The 23,129-nt window shown below is 65.4% G+C and carries 21 protein-coding genes, 1 tRNA gene and 1 riboswitch; of the genes, 16 read left to right on the forward strand and 6 right to left on the reverse strand.

The features are described from left to right. The first annotated feature begins 6 nt into the window (after positions 1-6). Genes BW981_RS01720 through BW981_RS22910 form a run of 4 tightly spaced genes read left to right on the forward strand, consistent with a single transcriptional unit; the run spans position 7 to position 5,324 of the window. Positions 7-2,184 carry a phage tail tape measure protein gene (locus BW981_RS01720; protein WP_076435684.1) on the forward strand — a complete coding sequence of 726 codons (2,178 nt, stop codon included), beginning with the start codon at positions 7-9 and terminating at the stop codon, positions 2,182-2,184. Beyond that, positions 2,181-3,515 carry a DNA circularization N-terminal domain-containing protein gene (locus BW981_RS01725; protein ID WP_076435686.1) on the forward strand — a complete coding sequence of 445 codons (1,335 nt, stop codon included), beginning with the start codon at positions 2,181-2,183 and terminating at the stop codon, positions 3,513-3,515. Before BW981_RS01720 ends, BW981_RS01725 begins: the two co-directional genes overlap by 4 nt. Then, positions 3,512-4,759, forward strand: coding sequence for a phage baseplate assembly protein (locus tag BW981_RS22905; RefSeq protein WP_076435688.1), 1,248 nt, complete (start codon positions 3,512-3,514; stop codon positions 4,757-4,759). The genes BW981_RS01725 and BW981_RS22905 overlap by 4 nt, the downstream gene beginning before the upstream one ends. 7 nt (positions 4,760-4,766) lie before the next feature. Continuing rightward, positions 4,767-5,324 (forward strand): phage baseplate assembly protein, encoded by a 558-nt coding sequence (locus BW981_RS22910; protein WP_076435690.1) that lies wholly within the window; start codon positions 4,767-4,769, stop codon positions 5,322-5,324. Here BW981_RS22910 and BW981_RS01740 read toward each other — a convergent pair. Beyond that, positions 5,293-5,940 (reverse strand): DUF2971 domain-containing protein, encoded by a 648-nt coding sequence (locus tag BW981_RS01740; protein ID WP_076435692.1) that lies wholly within the window; start codon positions 5,938-5,940, stop codon positions 5,293-5,295. The two genes, BW981_RS22910 and BW981_RS01740, sit on opposite strands and share 32 nt — an antisense overlap. A gap of 37 nt (positions 5,941-5,977) precedes the next feature. Between BW981_RS01740 and BW981_RS01745 the strand changes: the two genes are divergently transcribed. From BW981_RS01745 to BW981_RS01795, 10 genes are all read left to right on the forward strand, one after another. Continuing rightward, on the forward strand, positions 5,978-6,505 hold the full coding sequence (locus tag BW981_RS01745; protein ID WP_244560183.1) for a phage GP46 family protein: 528 nt from the start codon (positions 5,978-5,980) through the stop codon (positions 6,503-6,505). Beyond that, the gene (locus BW981_RS01750; RefSeq protein ID WP_083712093.1) at positions 6,505-7,605 is read left to right on the forward strand and encodes a baseplate J/gp47 family protein; all 1,101 of its coding nucleotides are present in this window, start codon (positions 6,505-6,507) and stop codon (positions 7,603-7,605) included. The genes BW981_RS01745 and BW981_RS01750 overlap by 1 nt, the downstream gene beginning before the upstream one ends. Further along, positions 7,602-8,204: a YmfQ family protein gene (locus BW981_RS01755; protein WP_076435694.1), complete on the forward strand. Its 603-nt coding sequence runs from the start codon at positions 7,602-7,604 to the stop codon at positions 8,202-8,204. The genes BW981_RS01750 and BW981_RS01755 overlap by 4 nt, the downstream gene beginning before the upstream one ends. Positions 8,205-8,213: 9 nt before the next feature. Beyond that, positions 8,214-9,314, forward strand: coding sequence for a glycine-rich domain-containing protein (locus BW981_RS23580; protein ID WP_076435696.1), 1,101 nt, complete (start codon positions 8,214-8,216; stop codon positions 9,312-9,314). A 1-nt stretch (position 9,315) separates the two neighbouring features. Further along, complete coding sequence (locus BW981_RS01765) at positions 9,316-9,879, forward strand: DUF4376 domain-containing protein (RefSeq protein WP_076435698.1); 564 nt, start codon at positions 9,316-9,318, stop codon at positions 9,877-9,879. 162 nt (positions 9,880-10,041) lie between these two features. After that, on the forward strand, positions 10,042-10,830 hold the full coding sequence (locus BW981_RS01770) for a DNA adenine methylase (protein WP_076435700.1): 789 nt from the start codon (positions 10,042-10,044) through the stop codon (positions 10,828-10,830). A 28-nt stretch (positions 10,831-10,858) separates the two neighbouring features. Next, positions 10,859-13,153 (forward strand): AAA family ATPase, encoded by a 2,295-nt coding sequence (locus BW981_RS01775; RefSeq protein WP_076435702.1) that lies wholly within the window; start codon positions 10,859-10,861, stop codon positions 13,151-13,153. 665 nt (positions 13,154-13,818) lie between these two features. After that, a complete protein-coding gene (locus tag BW981_RS01785; RefSeq protein WP_076435706.1) occupies positions 13,819-14,910 on the forward strand; it encodes an NADH:flavin oxidoreductase/NADH oxidase in 1,092 nt (363 codons plus the stop codon). Positions 14,911-15,116: 206 nt separating this feature from the next. Then, positions 15,117-16,610: a carboxypeptidase M32 gene (locus BW981_RS01790; RefSeq protein WP_076435708.1), complete on the forward strand. Its 1,494-nt coding sequence runs from the start codon at positions 15,117-15,119 to the stop codon at positions 16,608-16,610. 134 nt (positions 16,611-16,744) lie between these two features. After that, positions 16,745-17,059 carry an Rdx family protein gene (locus BW981_RS01795; protein WP_076435710.1) on the forward strand — a complete coding sequence of 105 codons (315 nt, stop codon included), beginning with the start codon at positions 16,745-16,747 and terminating at the stop codon, positions 17,057-17,059. A 145-nt stretch (positions 17,060-17,204) separates the two neighbouring features. On the opposite strand, the gene BW981_RS01800 is transcribed toward BW981_RS01795, so the two are convergent. Genes BW981_RS01800 through thiO form a run of 4 tightly spaced genes read right to left on the reverse strand, consistent with a single transcriptional unit; the run spans position 17,205 to position 19,806 of the window. Then, positions 17,205-17,819 carry a thiamine phosphate synthase gene (locus BW981_RS01800; protein WP_076435712.1) on the reverse strand — a complete coding sequence of 205 codons (615 nt, stop codon included), beginning with the start codon at positions 17,817-17,819 and terminating at the stop codon, positions 17,205-17,207. 14 nt (positions 17,820-17,833) lie between these two features. Then, positions 17,834-18,607 (reverse strand): thiazole synthase, encoded by a 774-nt coding sequence (locus BW981_RS01805; protein WP_076435714.1) that lies wholly within the window; start codon positions 18,605-18,607, stop codon positions 17,834-17,836. A 1-nt stretch (position 18,608) separates the two neighbouring features. Beyond that, positions 18,609-18,806, reverse strand: coding sequence for a sulfur carrier protein ThiS (thiS, locus tag BW981_RS01810; RefSeq protein ID WP_076435716.1), 198 nt, complete (start codon positions 18,804-18,806; stop codon positions 18,609-18,611). Further along, a complete protein-coding gene (gene thiO / locus BW981_RS01815) occupies positions 18,790-19,806 on the reverse strand; it encodes a glycine oxidase ThiO (protein ID WP_076435718.1) in 1,017 nt (338 codons plus the stop codon). Before thiO ends, thiS begins: the two co-directional genes overlap by 17 nt. A 55-nt stretch (positions 19,807-19,861) precedes the next feature. Beyond that, a riboswitch (TPP riboswitch) is annotated at positions 19,862-19,964 on the reverse strand. Between the two features lie 419 nt (positions 19,965-20,383). On the opposite strand from thiO, the gene BW981_RS01820 reads away from it, so the two are divergent. Beyond that, positions 20,384-20,474, forward strand: a tRNA-Ser gene (locus tag BW981_RS01820). Positions 20,475-21,781: 1,307 nt separating this feature from the next. Continuing rightward, on the forward strand, positions 21,782-22,612 hold the full coding sequence (locus BW981_RS01825; RefSeq protein WP_175624020.1) for a helix-turn-helix domain-containing protein: 831 nt from the start codon (positions 21,782-21,784) through the stop codon (positions 22,610-22,612). 49 nt (positions 22,613-22,661) lie between these two features. Here BW981_RS01825 and BW981_RS01830 read toward each other — a convergent pair whose 3' ends face one another. Next, on the reverse strand, positions 22,662-23,045 hold the full coding sequence (locus BW981_RS01830) for a winged helix-turn-helix transcriptional regulator (RefSeq protein ID WP_348521397.1): 384 nt from the start codon (positions 23,043-23,045) through the stop codon (positions 22,662-22,664). Positions 23,046-23,129 lie beyond the last annotated feature (84 nt).

Below are 23,129 nucleotides of genomic sequence, written 5' to 3' on the forward strand. Positions count from 1 at the left end.
AGCGATATGGCCGATCCGAACCTCAAGGTCTCTGTCCTCGTCCAGCTGGTCGACCGCCTGACGGCGCCCCTGCGCGGCCTCACGCGCGGGATCGGTGCGACAGCCAACGCAGTGGCAAACCTCGGCCGGCGCATCGGTGTGGTCGGCGGAGCGCTGGCCGCTCTGTCCTTCACCGCCCCGCTCCAGCAGGCTGCGGCTTGGGATGCCCAGCTCCGGGATATCGCCATCACTGCGGGCAAGGTGGGTAGCGGGGTCGAGCAAATGATCGGCGAATTGTCGACGCGCTACCAGAAGCTCGCCTTCGATACCGGGCAGGCATCGATGGACGTCGCCAAGGGTGCCCAGCTCCTGATCGCAGCCGGCATGGATCCCACGCTGATCGACAAGCTGCTGCCGACGATCGCGAAGGTTGCGACCGCAACGGGCGCCACCATCGAGGACACAGCTAAAACAGCCTTCTCGCTCAGCGAAACCCTCAGGGTTCCGGCGGACCAGATGGAGGCGATGCTGGGCAAGCTCGTAACGGCGGGCAAGCTCGGCCGCTTCGAGTTCCGCGACATGGCGCGTGAATTCCCAGAGCTGACTGCCCAGATGGCGAAGTTCGGCATCAAAGGGACTGAGGCGGTTGAGACCCTTGGCTCCTCGCTGCAGATCGCCATGCTGGGCACCGCTAATCCCGGCCAGGCCGCCACGAACCTCAACAACTTCCTGACCAAGGTCAACGCACCGGAGGCAATCAAGAAGTTCGAGAAGGAGCTGAATGTCGATGTCACCGGCGTGATGACCGATGCAGCCGCGAAGGGCATCAACCCTGTCGAAGCGGTTCTCCAGAAGATGATGAGCAAGCTCAAGCCGCAGCAGGCCGAGCTCGACAAGATCATGAAGAAAGCCGGGATCAGCGACAAGGAGCGGGAGAAACAGGTTCAAACACTGTTGGAAGGCACGAAGGTCGGCAAATTGTACGCCGATATGCAGGTGCTGGGGTTCTTGCTGCCGTTCATGCAGAACCTTGAGAAGTACAAGGACTTCAAACGCCAGCTTCAAGAGGCCGGCGTCGGCGTGATCATCGACGATTTCGCCAGCCGCATGCGCGGCCTGGAGCCACAGATGAAGCAATTCGGCGTGGTGATGAACGCGCTCGGCAATCGTATCGGGCTCGCCTTCGCGTCAAACATGCCCTTCGCGATGAAAGCGATCCAAGATCTGCTCAAGTGGATCGATACCATCGACAAGCGCTGGCCGGGCCTCATCGACGGCGTCTTGTCCTGGACGGGCGCGCTCCTCGTGCTGGGCGCGGGCATCGCCATTCTGACGCCCGTTTTCTCAGCGCTGGCGGCTGCCATCGCTCTGCTGATCTCGCCGATCGGCCTCATCATCGTCGGCCTCGCGGCGCTGGCCGCCGGCGCCGTCTATGTCTGGCAGAACTGGGAGACCCTCGGCCCGAAGCTCTCGGCACTGTGGGACAGCATCGCCAGCGCGTTCTCGTCAGCCTGGGAGTCGATCAAGTCGGGCCAGGCGCTCGATGCGGCGATCTCCTGGGTGAAGACAAAGGTCCAGGAACTCGTGCCGGCGATCCTGGAGGCGCTCCCCGGGATGATCGAGTCCGGCGGCAAGCTGATCGCGGCGATCGGCGACGGGCTGGCGCAGGGCCTCGTCGCGATCGCGGCCTTCGGACTGAAGATCGTGGTCGAGATCGGCAGGGCGGTCATCGCGAATGTCAACGTGCTGACGGCTGCCGGCGCCCAACTGATCGGCGCGCTGACGGATGCGGCCGAGAAGAAGTTCTGGGAGTTTATCGAATGGTGCAGGGGCATCCCGGGCCGGATCGTCGCGGCCATCGGCAACATCGATCTCAGCAACGTCATCAAGTGGCCGACGCTTCCGGCGTGGCTCGGCGGTGGTAGTGCCGCGCCCAGGGCCCCCGGCGCGACCGGTGGCACCGGCGTCGATCCGATGGGCAACCCGACCGGCACGATCACGCCTGGCTCGGCGCCTGGTGGCGGCCTCGGCGGCTCGGCCGGCTTCACCCGCACCGCTGGCGGCCCGGCGTCCAACAGCAACGTCAATGTCGGCGGCCGCATCGTCGTCGAGGCAGCCGAAGGCTCGCGCATCGTCAATGTTCAGTCGGAGAACCCTGCGGTGCCGGTGACGCCGAACCGCGGCACCATGCTGGGGCGCGCATGAGCCTGTTCGACGACGCGGACGGCCTTCTGCCCGGGCTGATGCCGGCCGCGTGGCGCGGCCAGCGCTTCTGGGTGATCAACGCCCAGCATTCGGTCGGCCGGCGCATCCACCAGGTGCTGTTTCCCGGACTCGACCTGAAGACGCACGACGATACCGGCCCGCTGGACGGGCCTATCCGGATGTCGGGCCTCGTCATCGGCGACGACTACATCGCCCAGGCGCAGGCGCTGCACGCCGCGTTCCGCGCGCCCGGCCCGGCGACCCTCGTCCATCCCTGGCGTGGGCCGATCCGCTGCGTCCTGTTCCGGCCGGCGAATATCGAGTTCGACGTCAAGGAGCTGCGCGTCGCGCGGATCGATGCCGAATTTGATCCCGTCGTCACCGGCGCCGGCGCGATCGCCACGCTTGGCGCCCTGCTGTCGTCGCTTTCGGTTCTCACCGGCGCGGCCGTGGAATTCGCCCGGTTTGCTCTTGCCGCCTCGCCGATGGCCGCCGCGATCTATGGCCGCGCGATCGCCGCGGTTTCGGCCTCGGTCTCGATCGCCGGCGGCTGGGCCTCGCAGGCCTCGCGCTCCTCCGCCTTGATGCCCGCTGTCACGGCCGCGAACGCCGCCGTGACCGTCGCCCTGTCGCTCCCGGCCCGGTCTGATCGCGCGGCAGCGCTCGCCGCCGTGCCGGCCGACCTTGCCTCCGCCGTTTCGGTCGCGTATCGGCCGCAGCCGGCCTCCGGGATCGGTGCCGGCCCGGCTGCGGCTGCGGCACCGGTCGCGGATCCGCGCGCGGGCGCCACGCTGCTGATGTCCATCGCGACCGATATCGGCCGCCGGCTTCGTCCGAGCGAGTCGGTGCCGCTGGTCGGCCTAAGCGCGATCGCGCCGGCCGAGCTGCCGACCTCGGTCGCGGAAAAAGCCGTGCTGCTGGCGGCCGAGGCCGAATGCCTGGCGGAGGCGGCCCGGCTCGTCGTTCAAATCCCGTTCAATGCGCGACAGGACGCGCAGGCCTATGCCGCGACCATCGACGACCGGCTTCGCCGCGGAATGACGAGCGCGTCGGCCCTGGCTTCCGACCAGGTCGCCCCGGCTGCGGCTCTGTGGCGAGCGCTTGGCGAGGCCCGCGCCAGGCTGGCCGCCGATCTCTCGGAGACCATCGGCCGCCTGCCGGCGGTGCAGCGGATCACGCCGCCCGGCAATGCTTCTGCGCTGCTCCTCGCCCAGCATCTCGCCGGCGACGATCCCAAGGCCGTCTTCGGCTACGCCCAGGATATCGTCCGCCGCAACCGCCTGCGCCACCCCGCCTCGCTCGGCGCCGGCCCGATCGAGGTGCTGCTGTGAGACCCGCGCTGGAGCCGACGCGACGGATCTCGCTCAAGATCGACGGCGAGATCTTCGACCAGTTCTATCGCGTCGATCTCTGTCACGATCTCAGCGAACTCTCCGCCTCATTCGAGCTCGCCTGCCGTGACGAATTCCGGGCCATGCAGAGCTGGGACTATGCCACGCCGGTCGACGGCTCCGGTCCGCTTGACTGGGGCAAGAAGGCGGAGATCTTCGTCGATGACGAACTCTGGTTGATCGGCTGGATCGACGAGGTGATGCCGGACGCCTCGATCGGCCAGGACGGCGTCGTGATCTCCGGCCGGGACGTCACCGGCGACCTGGTCGACTGCCCGCCCGATCCGCGCGGCAAGCACGAATACCGCGACCTCTCGCTGACGGAATTCGCCGAGAAGCTCTGCAAGCCGTTCGGCATCAAGGTCCGATGCGACACGGACGTTTCGCCCAACTTCGACAAGATGACGGTGGAGGCCGGCGAGACCGTGCTCTCCGCCCTGTCGAAATATGCCAAGCAGCGCGGCGTCCTGATCACCACCGACCGCGTCGGCACCCTCGTGATCACCCGGTCCGGCCAGGAGCGCGCGGCCGCCGGCATCCGCTTCCCAGGGAACGTCACGCGCCTGCGCGGTTCCTTCTCGGCGCGGGAGCGCTTCAGCGACTACTTCGTCAAGGGTCAGAGCGAGAAGAACGGCGGCAGGCGCGGCAACGCGGCGGCCCTCGACGCCACCGCCCAGCCGCTCGATGCGGCGCCATCGGCGCCGGCCGCCGCCTCGTCGGATCCGGAGGACGAGCCCGAGGGTTCAGGCACGCTCGTCATGGGCTACGCCAAGGACTCCGAGGTGACGCGGTGGCGGCCCTTCATCGCCATGGCGCGAACCAAGGCGACGCATCTGGATGCCCAGCGCCAGGCCGAATGGGAGATGCGTACCCGCCGCGGCAAGGGTGACAAAGAGGACTACGCCTGGCCGGATTTCCGGGCCAACGGCGAGCTCTGGAAGCCCAACACCATCTCCGATGTCGTCGACGCCTATTCCAACATCGACCGGGACATGCTCATCGCCGGCGTGCGCGTCACCTACGACGATCGTGGCCCGAAATCCCGCCTGCGCTTCACCGGCCCGGAAGCCTACGACGTCCTGGCCGAGAACGATCGCCGTGCGGAGAAGGGCTCCGGCAAGGCCAAGGGCAAGGCCAGCTCCGGCAAGGGTGGCAAGCTCGATTCCACCGCCTATCCGTTGTGAGGTGACCATGGACGATCGCGAGCACGCCCACGCCTATCGCGGCACCGTCCTGCGCGGCGTCGTCCGCTCGACCAACGACAAGGGCGCGATGCAGACGGCGAGCGTCACCACGCATCGCCATGTCGACCGCACCGATGTCGAGGTGGTGCAGCCATTCGGCTTCGCTTCGCGGCCGCCCGCTGGCGGGCTGATGATCGTGCTGGCGATCGGCGGCGACCAGGGCGATCTGGCCGGGCTGCCGGTGGCGGCGCCAGGCAGCCGCCTCGGGAACCTGAAAGAGGGGGAGAGCGCCCAGTATAACGCCAAGGGCGACCGCATCCACATCAAGGACGACGGCACGATCGAAATTCTGACGACCCGCAAGGTGCTGGTGAAGGTGAAGGAGACAACGGTCGAGGTGGCCGAGGACCGGGTGGTCGCCAAGGTCGCAGGTGACGCTCGCGCTGTCTTGCGGCCGGACTATGCCAAGCTGCGCAAGGGGCCAAACTGGTTCGTGCTGAACGATGAGGGGATCTTTTGCTCGGTCATCCCCGTTATCGGGCCGGATCCCGAGCCTCACGTTTGATCATGACTTTACCGTCGCGGAGCCGTATCCGTTCGATGGGAACGGTCGGAGCGGCAAATTTGAGACCCTTCATCAGATACTGACTAGCGCGGTTACCTACCAAGATTCTGGATACAACCTTGAGTGATGAGTGGTCATAGTGCTGGCGCCCCGCACCTCGTTTCAGCAGCCGCCATTCTCGTTCGTAGGCCCAATCGCTGCCCTTGCTCGAGAGAACACTCTTCGCACTTTCGAATGGGTCTCCCCCTAGGCTAGGCAGGGGAATGTCGTCGGAATAGCGAACTCGGACGAGCAGTGCCGATTGGATCACTTCCAACAGCGCATATGTGTCGTATTCGACGCAGAAGCCGTTAAACTGGTCGCTGTAGTGTGCCCACATCAGCACATTGCGAGGATCTTCAGTCAGGCTGCAGATCCCCGTTTGGTATTTCTCCACGCGGAGAGCCTCCCGCCAGCTCCTGTCGGCGCTCCGAAACAAGCCTTCCATCGGATCATTCAAGGACCGGAAGTCGGCGCACCACAGGTAAGACTGCTCGATTTCGCCGACATGACGTTCTGAATCTCGGCGAAACCGATACAGATATCTTGGCACGGGGAAATCGTAGGTCTCGGCCATCGCGCCTCCTCAAATAATCTGAAGAGCGGTTGGTGAGATGTCCAGCCGCCCCGATCTCGGGGCGTGCCGCAGCTTGCGCGCGCGCGTCATTTTCGGCGCCATGTCCGCTTTCCTCGACGCAGCTCTGGTCTATGACCCGCCGACGCGCCGCGCCGATCTGGCGCTGGGCGCGGATGGCGATCTCCTGCTCGACGAAACCCCGGTCACGCCGATGCTCATCTCGCTCGGCACCGATCGCCGCGCCGAGCCGGACGACGAGTTGCCCTCCGGCATCGATGCCCTCAACGCCCCGAGCTCCTTCGTGGCCCGCCGCGGCTGGGCCGGCGACGCACTTGACCCGCTCGGTCGCAAGATCGGCTGCCGCCTCTGGCTGCTCGATCGGGCGAAGCAGACCGAGACCACCCGCCGCTTCTGCGCCTTCTGGGCCGAGGAGGCTCTGGCCTGGTCGCAGGAGGAGATCGGCCGGCCGGCTGAGGTCTCGGCGGAGTGGCTGCGCAAAGGTCTGCTGGCGCTTCGCTGCATGATCGACGGTTCGACCGTCGAGCGCCGCATCCAGGTGAGCTGATGCCATTCCCGCTCCCGAGCCCAGCCGAAATCCTGGAGCCTGCACAGGCCGAGATGGAGGCGGCGCTGATCGCGCTGAAGCCCGATGCCGACCCTGCTGCGATAGCCCGCGCGGTTCGCTCGGAGAAGGGCCTGATTTCGGCCCATCTACGCACGGATAGCCTCGGGCTGTTCATGACCCACCTGCATCTGCGCTGGTGGGGCGACCAGTACATGCCGGACACGGCCGAGCTGGAGCAGCTCAAGCGCCACGCCTCGATCTGGGGCGTCTATCAGCGCGAGGCGACGAAGGCGGTCGGCTATGCCGTCTTCACGGGCGTGGCTGGCACCGCCATCCCCAGCGGCCTGCAGCTGCGCACGCCCGGCGGCGTTCTCGTCGAAACGTCCGCCAGTGGTGCCGTCGACGGCGCTGGACTGGCGACGCTCGCCCTGGTCGCCACAGCCGGCGGAACGACTGCGAACACGCCGGGCGGAGCCTCGCTGCCGATCGTCACCTCGCTTGCGGGCCTCGATCCGCAAGTGGCGACGCTCGACGCCGGTGGGCTTGCCGGCGGCGCAGATGAAGAGACACCTGAATCGCTACTGGCCCGGCTGCTCGCCGTCATCCGCGAGCCGGGACATGGCGGAGCGGCCTTCGACTATCCCAAATGGGTCTTCAACAGCTTCGCGGCCTCGAAAGTCGCCGTCGTCGCCAACTGGGTCGGGCCGGGCAGCCTGGGTGTCGTAGTCGCCATGGGAACCGCGACGGCTCCGGTCGAGCCCACCGACGCAGAACTCGACGCGATCGCCGCGTTGCTCGAGACCCTGCGCCCGGTGACGGCCGAGGTCTATGTCCTGGCCTATGTCGCGAAGGTCCAGCCGTTCACGATCAAGCTCACTCCCGACACCGTGGCCAATCGTGCGGCCGTCGCCGCGGCGCTGGACGACTTCTTCGCCCGCGAGTCGCAGATCGGCGGCACGCTGCCGCACTCGCGGATCTCCGAGGCGATCTCTTCGGCCAATGGCGAATATGCGCACGAGCTGGCGATCCCGGCCGGAGATGTCGTCTGCACCCCCCGCGAGCTCGCGACCCGCGGGGCCATCGTCTGGGTGATCCCATGAGCCGCTCGGCCGAGCAGGTCCAGGCCGATCTCATCGCGCACGCTCCGCGCGGCTGGGTGTGGCCACAGGCGGCGCCGGTCGCCAAGCCCAGCCTGTTTGAAACCCTGTTCAAACCGCTCGCCAAGCGCATCGCCGCCCTCGAGGAGACCGCCGAGGCGATGCTGGAGGAGATCGACCCGCGCACGGCGACGCTGCTCCTGCCGGACTTCGAGCGGGTACTGGGGCCCGATCCGTGTGGGCGCGATCCGGGCACCATGTCCCTCGAGCAGCGCCGACAGCTGGCCCACCAGCGCTGGACGGCGCGGGGCGGCGCCTCGATCTCCTACTTCGTGGGTCTTGCTGCCAAGCGCGGTGTCGCCATCGCCATCGTCGAGAACCGCGTGTCCATGGCCGACGCCGCCGTCGCCGGCGACGAACTCATCGAGAGTCCCGAGCAATTCTGCTGGACCGTCGAGCTCGCGCTGCTGGGCGAGATTGTCGCCAAGGTCAACGAGTCCCAGGCCGGCGACCTCCTGCTCGACATCACCCTTTCCGACGTCGAATGCGACATCCGGAGGGCCAAACCGGCCCATACGGATGTCGCCTTTCGCTATATCTGAGGCAGGCACATGGATCGCATTATCGGCGCCAACACGATTGACCTCGGCGGCGGCCGTCGCGGATTCCGCGGCAAGGATACGGTCGCCGGCATTCCTGGGACCGAGCTCGCCGCGGTCTGGCACAACGCGATCCAGGAAGAGATCGTCGGCCTGATCGAAGCGTGCGGGGGCAATCCGAGCAACGCTGATTTTACTCAGCTCCTCCAGGCGATCCGGTCGCAGGTGCTGAATTACGTCGAGGTGGGTGGAAGCCCGAATGCGCTGACTGCCGATCTGGAGCGCAACTTGGCGAGGTATGTGAAAGGCTTGCCCCTCAGGCTCAAGATCGCGGCGACCAATTCCGGCCCCATGACGCTTGATGTCGATGGAATTGGCGCGGTGAGCCTGCTCAAGCGCGACGGCACTGCCATGCAGCCAGGCGATGCCGTTGCCGGGCAGATCCTGACCTTCGTATTCGGGCCGGCCAACGCGTTTTACTGCACGTCCCCTGTTGCGAGCGATGTCTCCGGTTTGCGCGGCCGCGCCATCTTCACCGCGAGCGGCACGCTGACGATCTTAGCCGGGTGCACTGTCCTCAAGTTGATGAGCTGGGGCGGTGCAGGCGGAGGGGGCGGCATCAATGCCTCCGGAGGCGCCGGCGGCGGCGGTGGCGGTGGAGAGTATCGCGAAGGCCTTTTTACGGTGGTCCCGGCAGCCACGCACGCGGTTTCGATCGGCACAGGTGGCAACGGAGGCACGATTGCCGGCACCAACGGTTCGAATGGCGGTTCGACATCGGTCGGCTCGCTTATGACGGCCGCCGGCGGCCTGTTCGGAGCGGGAGCCAGCGGAACATATGGCCAAGGCGGCGCGGGAGGCTCCGGGGGCTCCGGCGGTTCCTTCAGCCAGAACGGCGGCAACGGTTCGAACGGTGGCAATCTAGGCAGCGTGGCCTCGTGCGGAACTGGTGGCGGGTCCTGGAAGGTTCCGAACCATTACCTGCAGTTCAGCGCCGGAGCGGGCGGCAACGGCCTCTTCTACGGCCAAGGAGGCAACGGGGCGACGGGCGGTATCGGCGCCGCAGCCGGCGGCAACGGCAAATCTGGCCTCGTGATTGCGGAGTTCTATTGAAATGAAGCTCGCTCGCACTGTCGCCGACACGATCGTCGAATTCATCAAGCTGCCGGAGGGCGTGCCGGAGACCGTCACGGAGGAGAACCAGGACGGCGAACTGATCTCCCGCCCTACAACGCTGGCCGACTGCTTCCATCCCGATTTCCTTGCCGGCCTGGTCGAGGTCGCGGACAACGCAGAGATCGGCTGGGTTGATATCGCCGGCGAATTTGTTCGTCCCCGGGCGCCTAGCCTCGACCTGATCGCTTATGCGGCGGAGAGGCGCTGGCAGCTCGAAATCGGCGGCATCACCGCCGCCGGCCAGACGATCGATACAAGCCGTGCATCGCAAGCGATGATCGCCGGGGCTGATGCCCTGGCGCAGGTCGATCCGGAAGAGCCAGTCGATTTCAAAGCCGCCAGCGGCTGGGTGACGCTCGACGCCGCGACCTTGCACGCGATCGCGCTCGCGGTCGGCCGCCATGTCCGCGGCCTGTTCCGGCGCGAGCGCGAGATCGCGGAGGCGATCGCGGCAGGCACCATTACCAGCACCGCAGAGATCGACGCGGCTTTCACAGCCTGACCTTCCAGCCCCGGCAGGACACCCAGTGACGTGACAGGGGAGCCTTGCGGCTCCGGCGGCTCAACTTGCAGGGAGCGCCGCCCGACGAGACTGACATCACATCGCCCGCCACGACGGCCACGAGGCCGCGCCATAGCGGGCGCTGACAGGCTCTAAAATCTGATGAACGCAGTCCGACCCATCACGCCCGTTGCCGGCTATGTCGGCGGCAAGAAGCAGCTCGCCCGCACGCTCGTCGAGCGGATCGGCGCCATCGAGCACACCACCTACGCCGAGCCGTTTGTGGGAATGGGCGGCGTCTTCCTGCGCCGGCCGACGAAACCGAAGGCCGAGGTCATCAATGACGCCTCGCGCGACGTGGCCATCTTCTTCCGCGTGCTGCAGCGGCACTATCAGGCCTTCCTCGACATGCTCCGCTGGCAGCTTTCGAGCCGGGCCGAATTCGAGCGGCTGAACGCCCAGGATCCGGAGACGCTGACCGATCTCGAAAGGGCGGCCCGATTCCTCTACCTGCAGAAGCTGTCTTTTGGCGGCAAGGTGGCCAGTCGCAGCTTCGGCATCGATACCAAGGGACCAGCTCGCTTCGACATCACCCGGCTGCAACCGCTGCTGGAGGCCGTCCATGACCGCCTCGCCGGCGTCTGGATCGAATGCCTGCCTTGGCAGGACTTCATCGCGCGCTGGGACCGGCCGGGCACGCTGTTCTATTTGGACCCGCCCTATTGGGGGACCGAGCACTTCTATGGCCGGGGATTATTCGGGCGCCAGGAGTTCGAACGCCTCAGCGCCGCTTTACAGGGCCTTCAAGGCCGCTTCATCCTGTCGTTGAACGACGTGCCCGAGGTGCGCGAGCTGTTCGCCTGGGCGACGATCGAGACAGTCGAGTTAAGCTATCAGGTGGGCAGCGGCGAGCGCACTAAGAGGGTGCGGGAAGTTGTCATATCCGGATGAACTTCAGCGACCACGGAACGAGGGATGGATGCCGTCAACGATCCGAAACATCCGAGCTCTCTCCGGGGCTGGCGTCCTCGCGGAACGCACTCACCAATCCCCTTCTCTCGGTTTTAGACGCTACAATCTGATCTATGGGTTCAACGGTTCAGGTAAGAGCACCCTCACCCGGATCCTGGCTTCCCTGAAAGACGGGAGGCTCCACCCTCAATTGCCACAAGAAACGGAATTTGAGTTAGAGCTCGATGACGGCGATCGGCTGGCTTCCCCTGTGACCTTAAGTGGGTTGGAACATCGTATTGCGGTGTTCAATGCCGATTTTGTTGCCGAAAATCTGAGATGGTCCGACGCGCGCGCCAATCCGATCTTTTATATTGGGCGTGATCAGGCAGACGCAGCTGAGCAGCTCGGAAGACTGGAGCAGGCGCTCGAAGAGGGACTTCAAAGAGCAAAAACGGCCGCTGCCGGCCGCGATGCAGCCGATCGCGCGTTTGCAGCATTTAAGCGAGCTAAAGCTCAGGAAATCTCACAACTATTGCGTTTGCAGAACCGCAGATATGAGGCGCCCAAGTTCGTTCAGGACGTATCTGAGGCTCCCCCGGAGTTTACGCTTAGCCAGTCGAAAATCGACGCTGCTATCGGCCTGTGCCGCCAGGAACAAGCACTGCCTCCCCTCGACGAGGTCCAGTTCGATTTTGAGGATCTGCATCGGACGATCTACGCCGCAGAGACGTTTGCTCATGCAACCGCAGGGGCTGTTGCGCTGGCAGAAATGCACGAACACCCCGAAATGGTGCCGTGGCTCAAGCAGGGGAACGACTATCACCGGGCGAAGGGTCTCAAAACCTGTCTTCTTTGCGGCAACGAAATCACCTCGAAAAGAGCTGATGATCTTGAGGCCGCACTGAATGATAGCTTGGCAGAGTTCATGAGGCAGATTGGCACAGCGCATGATAAAGCGGCGTACTGGTGGAGCGAGCTTGCGAAAATCTCCAGCGGCACGGCACTCCCAGCCGAGCTGGAAATAGCGCCGGGACTCCGAGAAACCTTCAGAAGTGCGGCGTCCTGGCTTCGGCGCGAGGCCCGTTCGATGCAGGCGATCGTCGCTCAGGTGCGAGATGTCCTGAGCGAGAAGGCCTTAAGGCCAACGAGAAAGATACTTGCAACAGGCCTGCCACCCTCCCACGAGGTTTTGCAGCAGTCGGGGTCGCTATTCAGCGCCCTCGAAGACTTCAATCGCCTCATCGGAGAGCACAACCTCGAGGCCGATAAATTTGACCAGCTTCGCGAAGCCGCTCGGACCGAAGTCCGCTACCATTTTGCGAATATATGGCGGCGGGAATTCGAATCACTCAGCGACAATTGCCGGCAATTGGAGTCTGAGATCGAAACGGAGAGCGGCCTGCGCCAACGTTTGATTCAAGACGCAGCTGATCTCAGGGCTAAAATCAGACAGCATGGCCCTGCAGCGGAAACGATCAACCGTCTAATTCGCAGCTACCTTGGCCACGACGAGCTTGCCGTCCATCCCGTTGAAGAGGGCTATGAGATCCACCGATACGGCTGCGCAATCACAGGTAGTCCCAGCGAAGGCGAAAAGACCGCGATCGCGCTGTGTTACTTCATTTCCAGCCTTCAGGCGGATGGCCGTTCAATGTCCGACCTAATCGTAGTGATCGATGATCCGATTTCCAGCCTCGACACACGCGCAATGAACTTTAGCTGCGCGCTTGTGAAAAGCCGTCTGGAAGGAGCGGCGCAGCTCTTCGTGCTCACCCATAATCAGCACTTCATGAACGAATTCAAGAAAGCCTGGAGGGCGAGATGGAGCCCCAAGAAAAAGGAGACTGAGCCGTCAGCCGCCTTGTTTTTTCTGGATGTTCGGCTTCCAGCGGATGGCCGCCGCACATCATCGCTTCAGAAAATGAGCCGGCTGCTGCGCGAGTATGACTTTGAGTATCATTTTCTGTTTCAGCATGTTCTTCGTTTCGCGGCGCAAGGCGATGCCTATGAGTACGGCTACATGATGCCGAATGTGCTGCGTCGCGTTATCGAGGTGTTTCTGGCCTTCCGGTGCCCAGGTGGCACCGATATCGAGGCGATGCTTGAGCTGCTGAGGTCGGGGACGACACTCGAACCCGAACCTGTAGCCGCGCTTGCTCGACTGGCGCAGCTCGAGTCGCATTCCGATAGCATCGACGATCTGACCTACCTGTCCCCGGTCACCATAGAAGAAATGGTACAGGCGAACGCGACTCTCATTCGTCTGATGGAGGAGGTTGACGAGGGGCATGTGGCGGGTCTGCGCCGAATATGCCGGTGACCTACTGCGAGCCTGTTGCCATTTGATTGTTCGCGCAGTGCCATTTGAAAGTTCGCGCTACACAACGCGAGCTCTCGAACGGCGGCGCACGAGCAATCAAAGGGGAACAGACCGCAGTTCCCGGACGAACGGAATTGACTTAGGGGCCGGACCCTAAGGCCGATGGTCTCGATCGGGCCTGCGCGGCCTGCTGCCCATTGCGATCGCTGTCCCGACGACCAGGAAAACCGCAAAGAGCAGGTAGAGAGAGGCGGGCAGCCAGAGCGGCGCGAAGACCCACAGCCAGGAGATGGGCGCTCCGGATATCCGGGCCAACGCCAGCACATTGACAAGGCCGACAACCGCAAGCCCGACGCGAAGTCCCATTCCGTTTCTCTCCCATGGCCGGCTTGAAACCTCCGACCTTAAGGGCAGCTTATAGGCAACCTCTCTGCACAGGAAATGGGCATTGACTTTCTTGCCCGCAGGAACTCGAAACCCATCGGCATGGAGAGGATGTGGCGGGTCAGACTGGCGCTGGCCGCGCCCAGGGCATTCGCAACCCCCTTCCCTTGCATTCGTGGTGATGCGCATTTGCGTGAAGCGCTCTGGCGCAGCCCAACACCGCCCCTAAATTAGGGGCGAAGCCGCAAGGCGCCCTCCTCCGTTTCAGCCCAGAGTGTTCCATGAGCCAGCTTTTCAGCGCCTACCAGCTTGGCGGCCTTTCGCTCGCCAACCGCATCGTCATCGCGCCGATGTGCCAGTACTCGGCGGAGAACGGGAACGTCACCGACTGGCACACCATCCATCTCGGCCAACTCGCCCTGTCCGGCGCCGGGCTCCTCATCATCGAGGCGACGGCCGTCGAGCCCGATGGGCGCATCAGCCCAGCCGATGTCGGCCTGTGGTCGGACGAGAACGAGGCGGCGCTCGCCAAGGTGCTCGGCTCGGTCCGCCGCTGGTCCGACATGCCGATCGGCGTCCAGCTCGCGCATGCGGGCCGCAAGGCCTCGACCGCGCGCCCGTGGCAGGGCGGGGGCCAGCTCGGCCCGGAGGATGGCGGCTGGCAGGTGCATGCGCCCTCCGCCATCGGCTTCGAGACCTATCCGCGCCCGCCGCGCGCGCTGACTTCCGACGACATCGCCCGGCTGGTGGAGGCTTTTGCCGAGAGCGCGCGCCGCAGCGTCCGGCTCGGCTTCGCGGCGATCGAACTGCACGGCGCCCATGGCTATCTCATGCACCAGTTCCTCTCACCGCTCTCCAACAAGCGGGAGGACGAATTCGGCGGCTCGCTTGAGAACCGCATGCGCTTCCCGCTGCAGGTGCTGGACGCGATCAAGGCGGTGGTGCCGGCGGGTTATCCGGTCGGCTTCCGCATTTCCGGCACGGACTGGGTGGAAGGCGGCTGGGACATCGCGCAGAGCATCGCGTTCGCCCAGGAGATGGAAAAGCACGGCGCGGACTTCATCCACGTCTCCAGCGGCGGCCTCTCGGCGGCGCAGAAGATTCCGCTCGGACCCAGCTACCAGGTGCCGCTGGCCCGCGCCGTCAAGGAAGCGACCGGGCTCCCCACGATCGCGGTCGGGCTCATCACCGAGCCGGAGCAGGCGGAGGCGATCATCGGCACCGGCGAGGCCGACATGGTGGGGATCGCGCGCGGCATCCTCTACGACCCGCGCTGGCCCTGGCATGCGGCCGCAGCCCTCGGGGCGACCGTCAAGGCACCGAACCAGTATCTGCGCTCGCAGCCGCGGCAGTATTCGAAGCTGTTCGCCTGAGCCTACATCGATCGCCGACTCCCGCCGTCATTGCGAGGAGCACAGCGACGAAGCAATCCAGGGAAGACTGGCTCAGAGCTTCGTCGCAATCCTCCTGGATTGCTTCGCTTCGCTCGCAATGACGGCTCGGGCTCGCCAAACCTGAGCTTGCGCCTGGCGCTGGAAGCGGCTCCTTTGCCAGCCAGACCCTTTCGCAGAGACCCCGCATGACCGCCTATTCGAACCTCGCCGCCCATTTCGGCCGCATTGCCGCCCTCTCCAACGCCGTCGGCATCCTGCAATGGGACAGCGACGTGATGATGCCGAAGGGCGCGGCCGAGACGCGCGCCGAGAGCACGGCGCTGCTGCATGTCCTGCGCCACGGCATGGTGAGCGACGTGCGCATCGGCGACTGGCTGGGCGAGGCCGAGGGAGACGTCTCGCTGGGCGAGTGGGAGCGGGCCAATCTGCGCGAGATCAGGCGGGTCTGGACGGTCGAGACCGCGCTCCCGGCCGATCTCGTCGAGGCCTCCAGCAAGGCGGTTTCGGCCTGCGAGATGCGCTGGCGGCAGGCGCGGGCGGAGGCGGATTTCGCCGGCCTCCTGCCCTATCTCGGCGAGGTGCTGAACCTGCAGCGCCAGATCGGCGCCGCCAAGGGCGAGAAGCTCGGGCTTTCGCCTTACGACGCGCTGCTGAACGACTATGAACCCGGCGGCAGCGCCGCCAAGATCGACACCCTGTTCGACGATCTCGCAGCGTTCCTGCCCGGCTTCACGCAGGAGGCGATGGAGGTGCAGGCCCGCCGGCCGGCCCTGGAACCGCTCGGAGGCCCCTTCCCGACCGAGACCCAGCGCGCGCTCGGCATCCGGCTGATGGCGGCGCTCGGCTACGATTTCGAGCGAGGGCGGCTCGACATCTCCACGCACCCCTTCTGCGGCGGCGCCGACAACGACGTCCGCATCACCACACGCTATGACGAGGCCGATTTCACCAAGGCGCTGATGGGCGTGCTGCACGAGACCGGCCATGCGCTCTACGAGCAGGGCCGCCCGCAGGGCTACCTCAACCAGCCGGTCGGCGCGGCGCGCGGCATGAGCATCCATGAGAGCCAATCGCTGCTGATGGAGATGCAGGCGTGCCGCTCGCGCCCCTTCCTCGACTTCGCGGCCCCGCTGATGCGCGAGAGCTTCGCCGGCACCGGTCCAGCCTGGGAAAGCGAGGCGATGTGGCGCCGCTACACCCGCGTCGAGCCCGGCTTCATCCGGGTCGATGCCGACGAGGTCACCTATCCGGCGCATGTCATCCTGCGCTACCGGCTGGAAAAAGCCCTCATCGCCTGTGACATGCCGCTGGCCGAGCTGCCCGCCGCCTGGAACGAGGGCCTGAAGAGCCTGCTCGGCGTCACCGTGCCGAACGACCGGCTCGGCTGCCTGCAGGATATCCACTGGCCCTCCGGCGGCTGGGGCTATTTCCCGACCTATACGCTCGGCGCCATGACCGCAGCGCAGATCTTCGACGCCGCCTGCACGGCCGAGCCCGGCATCCTGCCCGGCATCGGCAAGGGCGACTTTGCGCCGCTCGTCGGCTGGCTGCGCGCCCATATCCACGGCAGGGGCTCCCTGCTCCCGACCGACGCGTTGCTGACGGAGGCGACCGGCCGGCCGCTCGATGCCGGCGTGTTCAAGGCGCATCTGCGCCGGCGCTATATCGATGAGGCCTGAACGCGATTTTTTAGTTATTTAAAACAAAGGGTTGGGCGGCAGATTTCGCCGGCCGCCCATGCAGCTTGCGGACTTGCAGGAGAGACCTCGAAGCGGGATGTCAGGTGTAGCCCTTCCGCTTCGGTGACCCGCTCATGACCCAACCCAAGCCCGCCCCGCGCATCGCGATCACCTACTGCTCGATGTGCAACTGGATGCTGCGCTCGGCCTGGCTCGGGCAGGAGCTGCTCTCGACCTTCGGGCAGGATCTCGGCGAGGTCGCGCTGATCCCGCGGACCGGCGGCATCTTCCAGATCACCTATGACGGCGAGACGATCTGGGACCGCAAGGTCGATGGCGGCTTTCCGGATTCGAAGGTACTGAAGCAGCGCGTGCGCGACCGGCTCGACCCCGAGCGCAGCCTCGGCCATGTCGACGGGCATGCGACCAGCGCGGAAGCGGAGAGCTGAGAACGCCCTCGACAGCCGCAATACGCGTGGTCATCCCGCACAGGCGGCGACGCCGCGCAGATCCGGGATCCATGCCTGACCCGTTTCGGAAGCGCTCCGGAATGAATCCCGTGTCTCCGCATCGCAAAGCCCCGGATGAGAGCGTTCAGGCGGCCTTCGCGTGCTTGCGCGTCTCCGCCATCCAGGCCTTCAGCCGCGTCTCCGGATCGGGGTTCAGCGTGACGTCGGTGACCGCCGCGACAATGTCGGCACCGGCCTCGAAGACGCCGGGCGCCCTGTCGAGCGAGATCCCGCCGATGCCGACCAGCGGCAGGTCACCAATGCGGCGCTTCCATTCGCCCAGCTTGTCCAGCCCCTGCGGTCCAAAGCGCATCTGCTTCAGGATGGTCGGGTAGACCGGCCCCAGCGCGACGTAATCCGGCTGCGTCGCGAGCGCCCGCTCCAATTCCGCTTCGTCATGGCTGCTGACGCCGAGCTTGAGGCCTGCCTTGCGGATCGCGCCGAGATCGGCGGTGTCGAGATCCTCCTGGCCGAGATGCAGCCAATCGCAGCCCTCGGCGATGGCGAGCCTCCAGTAGTCGTTGACCACCAGCACGCAGCCGGCCGCGGCGCAGAGCTTCTTCGCGCGGGCGATCTCAGCGGCGACCTCCCTCTCGGGCCGCTCCTTCACGCGCAACTGCACCAGCTTCATGCCATGCGGCAGCATGCGCGCGATCCAGTCTGCGCTGTCGAAGATGGGGTAGAACGGGTCGAGGGTCATCGTCGGTTCGTCTTTCACGCGAGAAAGGCCTTGCCCATCACGGGCGTCGAGGGCGCGGCCATGTCCCGCGCCTCCATCGGCTGCGCCTCGAAGGCGAGCCTTCCCGCCCGGATGGCGAGCGCGAAAGCCTCCGCCATCGCGGCCGGATCGCCCGCTTTGGCGACGGCCGTGTTGAGCAGGATGCCGTCATAGCCCATCTCGATCGCCTGGGCGGCATGCGACGGCAGCCCGATGCCGGCATCGACGACCAGCGGGACGCCGGGAAAATGCTGGCGCAGGCTGCGCAGGCCATAGGGGTTGTTCAGCCCCCGGCCCGAGCCGATCGGAGCCCCCCAGGGCATCAGCACCTCGCAGCCTGCATCGAGCAGCCGCCCCGCGACCACGAGGTCCTCGGTCGTATAGGGAAAGACCTGAAAGCCGTCGTCGGCGAGGATGCGGGCCGCCTCGACCAGCGCGATCACATCCGGCTGCAGCGTGTCGTCCTCGCCGATCAGCTCCAGCTTGATCCAGTCGGTGCCGAAGACCTCCCGCGCCATCTCGGCGGTCGTCACCGCCTCCTTCACCGTATGGCAGCCGGCGGTATTGGGCAGAACCCTGACGCCGAGCTCGCGGATCAGGCCCCAGAAGGCCTGCCCTGCCCCGCCGTTGGCCGCTTCACGCCGGAGCGAGACGGTCACGATCTCGGCGCCGGAACGCCGCACCGCATCGGCCAGGATCGCCGGCGAAGGATATTGCGCCGTACCGAGAAAAAGCGGGTTTTTCGGCTCGAAGCCGTAGAAAGACGCCATCTCACCCTCCCTGCATCGGGGCGACGACCTCGATGCGATCGCCCTCGTTGAGCGCCGTCGCGGCGCGGTTGCGGGCCGGGACGAAGTGCCCGTTCACGGCCGTCGCCACGATGCGGCCGGCATAGCCGAGTTCGGCCAAGGCCTCCGCCAGCGTCGTGGCCGCGATCTCCTGCGGCGCGCCGTTAAGCAGCAAGGTCATGCAGCATCTCCGGTTTCGCGAGAGGGTCGAGCACGGCATCGGCGGCCATGCGCGCCATGGCGGGGCTCAGCAGGAAGCCGTGCCGGTAAAGTCCGTTGACGTGAAGCACCCTGCCCTTGCGGACGAGCCGCGGCAGATTGTCCGGAAAGGCCGGGCGCGCATCGGTGCCCGTCTCGACGATCTCGGCTTCGGCGAAAGCGGGATGCAGGGCATAGGCCGCGCCCAGCAGCTCCAGCATCGAACGGGCCGAGATGCGGTTGCGGGCGCCGCCCTCGATCATGGTCGCGCCGACCATGAAATGCCCGTCGGCACGGGGCACGACATAGAGCGGAATGCGCGGGTGCAACAGCCTGACCGGGCGCGCGAGCCGGATCTCGTCGCTTTTGAGGATCAGCATCTCGCCCCTGACGCCGCGCAGCCGGGGCAGGACCTCGCATGCCGCAAGCCCGCGGCAATCGAGGATCGTTTCGGCGTCGAGCTCGGCAGGCTCGACCGCGCTGCCGAGATGGATCGCCCCGCCCTGCGCCAGCACCTTGGCCGCCAGCGCAGCGAGCGCCCGCCGCGGATCGAGATGCGCTTCCCTGGCGAAGAACAGCCCGCGCGAGAAGCGGCCGGCAAGATCCGGCTCCAGCCGCGCGACGGCCTCGCCGTCGACCTCTTCGAAATGATCGGTGCGCTGGCCGAAACGGCGCAGCTCCGGCTGGTCCCGGCTTGGTGCCACGACCAGCGTGCCCTGCCGCGTGACCTCGCCGGTCTGCCGCTCCCACCATGCGGCCGCCTCCTGGCCGAGGCGAACCACCGGCTCCTCGGCGCTCTCGCCTTCACACCAGGGGGCGAGCATGCCGCCCGCAAACCAGGAACAGGCGCGCCCACCAATGGACGATGCGCGCTCGTGCAGGGCGACGCTCACGCCGCGGTCGAGCAGTTCGACCGCGCAAGCCAGCCCCACCACGCCGGCCCCGACGATGACCGCCCTGGCATCCCGAGATGGATTCGACATGCGCATCCTCGCACGAAGCCGGGAAGATGGCGGCCGGAGACGCGATGCAGCACCCTGCAAGCGGAAGACCGTTCCCTTCGCCGGCATGACCCGGATCAGGTTCGATGGGTTGGCGCGCACGCGCACCTCTCAGCCTTTCGGCACCCCAACGGACGGGGCCAGTCTAGAGCATGGGTGCAAGGAGTGGAAACCCATTTTCGGGCCGGCAACGCGCTGCCGGGGATGATCGCTGCCCAGCCGGACGCAAAATGGCGATGCGGGCCGCATCGCCGCTCTGCACAGCCCGATGGCTGGAAGGCGAATCTCCGAGCGATCGGGGCCGCGAGGCGCGGCCCCGCCCGGCGAGCAAAGCCTGGCGAGGCCTGCCTGACGCTGCGCGCCCATCATCGCCCTCGAACCGCCGCTCAAGACAGGTGTTCACGTGCTTCAGCGCAGGGCCGGCCGCCCCTGCGCTCCCGCCAGCCCGCAGAATCACCCTCCTGATCGCACCTGGTCACGCCCCATAGTCAGACAACGGAGCAAAGTTTGCGGCGAGGCTTGTCAACACCGACCGCTTTCAGGCATAGAGCCTTGCGCCGGAGACGTGGCCGAGAGGCTGAAGGCACTCGTTTGCTAAATGAGCATACCCCACAAGGGTATCGAGGGTTCGAATCCCTCCGTCTCCGCCACCTATTTTTACCTTAAAAATCAAACACTTAATCCAGCAATCGCAGACGATCGTGTTGCAGGCGTGTGGCTGATTTTGTGTGGCCAAGTTGCCCTGTTGATGAGCGCGACTCATCCCATTCGTGGCCTTTGATGCCGACAGACCCGTCTCCTATGGCTATGTGCGGGGCCGTGCGCCATGGGCGAGCTGAAGATGACGAACCCAAGGAGCAGAGCCGTCATGCGAGTGAATGCTGCTATATCGCTGGGCTTCAGGATCGCCGCTGTAACACATTGAGAAATCAACGAGCGCTGGATTAGAGCGTCGGTTCGGGCGGGCGGAGCTCTCCGCGCCGGCAGTCTCATGTCATCGGTGCAGCGTTGCGGCGAGTTGGATATGGTCCAGAGAGCGATCGAAGAGGAACCGCCGATTCCCGAACCAGCGCAGACAACGTTGAATTCTTCGCGTTCCACTACAAGGCGCTGCTGTCTGACACCTGGATCGGGTCGGTTTATGAGATTGCGCGGCTTCAGATTGAGCTAGGCTTTGTTCCAAACAATGGGCCGCTAGCGTCGATAGCGCATACATTGCACTTGCTCAGAATACCGATCGAGAAACACGAGATCGCCCTAGATCGGAAATTGAAAAAGCCGCTATCGATGCAGAGAATTCCAGCAAATGGCGATGCAAGCGACCTGTATATCTACGACAAAACTGATCCAAAGCGAGGGCACATCATGCCCATGGGCATGTCCGAGCGCGGTTCCATTATGTGGCACGCGCTCGACGGCGCGACGCTCCAGGGAAATCGATTCGAGAGGCGGACTATTTCAGATGCTTTGCTCGATGCGTGGGCGGGTCCGGCTGTCGATAACGCCCCCTGCTACGCCCTCCGCCGAGCTGTCCCCGTGATTTTTTGCTCGACCTGGGGACGCGCATTCTGAGCAGCAAAATGGATGGCGGGGTTTCGAGCGGCGCTATGGTTAGGGCGGAATTGAGTAGGATCATTAGGAATACTAGTTCCTAGCAGGCCCAGCGGCGACAATGCCGGCGGGGCAGGCGGATGCGAGATCGAGGCCGGACGCGTCATCCATAGCGGGTGGCCTGGCTGGTATGAGCAACGTATTCGGCGACGCTGCGGAGGCGATTGGCGCCGCGGCCAAGACGTTCTTCGACGTTGATCTGGCCGGCTACGAAAGTGGAGGTGGGTTGTCGGTTGCACTGGCTCGGCGCATTGACCGGCCCTGCACTGCCCTGCCATAAGCAGGTATGGTGGCTATACAGGCGTCAGCACCACACATCTCTGCCATCGATAGCTTGGGCTGTCCGGTGAGCGTGCTGACGCGAAATGAGCGTCTCCAGGCCGGCCGGGCGGTGGTCATGCGGAAGACCAGCAGGCGGGCCATGGGCCGTGTGGAAACCGCAGGATGCCACCGCGGCACGCTGCTGGGAATCGCTCTTTCCGGTATTCACCGGCGATCCATCGTCGTCGGCGGGCGGGAGCGTTCTTATGACTTTTGCCCTGGGAAGATCTATCTGCGCGACTTCGCTGAACCTTATCTCGCGAACCTTCTGACGTCGTTCGACTTTCTGCTGGTGGAAATTCCTCACGACGAGACGGGAGACGAGGCGCGGGAAGCCCGGCGCCTGCCCACCCTGCCTCAGCTGCAGGCGGAAGCCGATCCCGTCCTCCCTCATCTCGCCGCGGCTTTGCTGCCGGCGCTTGCTGAGCCGCGCGCCACCGCGACTTTGTTCATTGATCAGATCGTCCTGGCCATGCAGACGCATCTGACGCGCTCGTTCCACGGCGGGCAGCCTGCGTTTCGGCCTAGGGCGTTCCTGTCCCATGCGCAGGAGGCGCGCGCCAAGGAACTGCTCGCGGCCCATCTCGACGGCGATGTCCTCGTCGGGGAAGTCGCGGCCGCCTGCGGCATGTCACGCAGCAGCTTCATGAGAGGGTTCCGCGCGACGACGGGAACCAGCCCCATGCAGTGGCTGACGGGTCTGCGCATTGACAAGGCCAAGGCACTACTGGCCGGGAGCTCTCTCTCACTGGCTGAGATCGGCGCGCATTGCGGTTTTGCTGATCAGAGCCATTTTACACGGGTGTTTTCGGCCCGAACCGGAACGTCCCCGGGAGCGTGGCGGCGCAGCGCCTGAAGCCGATCGCACTTGGCCGGACTATCCGGCAATAAGCCGGGACGATTGTTCAAGACGGCGCCCGACCACTGGGGCCAAGTGAGACCCTGCCGCCCGCCAGAAGCTGCTCGCTGCGGGCCAAAGCCGCATCGACCGCATGCCCAGCAGCCGTGAGGGAGTACTCGACATGCAGGACGCGTCCGCTCAGGTCGTGGCGATCGACATAGCCGGCGGCCTGCAGTGCTTTCAGCCGGGCAGAGAGAACGCGCGCCGAAACCCCCGGTGGCAGGTGCCGACGCAGCCCCCCGAACCGCAGCGAGCCGTGGCGCGCCAGAGCGAGGACGATGTGGCTCATCCATTCCTGCGAAATGAATTTGAGGAAGCCGTCCGCAGCGCATTCGGCTGCAGGCGCCGCGTCGGCAGTTTCGGCAGAGATGTCCTCGACGACCGGTATCCCGGCGGTAACTAATGGCTTCCGCATCTCAGACTCGTTAAAGCGATACCGCTAGGCTTTCGCGACACGGCGCATGAATGGAGA

The organism is Allobosea sp. TND4EK4 (assembly GCF_900156025.1).
Taxonomy (GTDB): domain Bacteria; phylum Pseudomonadota; class Alphaproteobacteria; order Rhizobiales; family Beijerinckiaceae; genus Allobosea.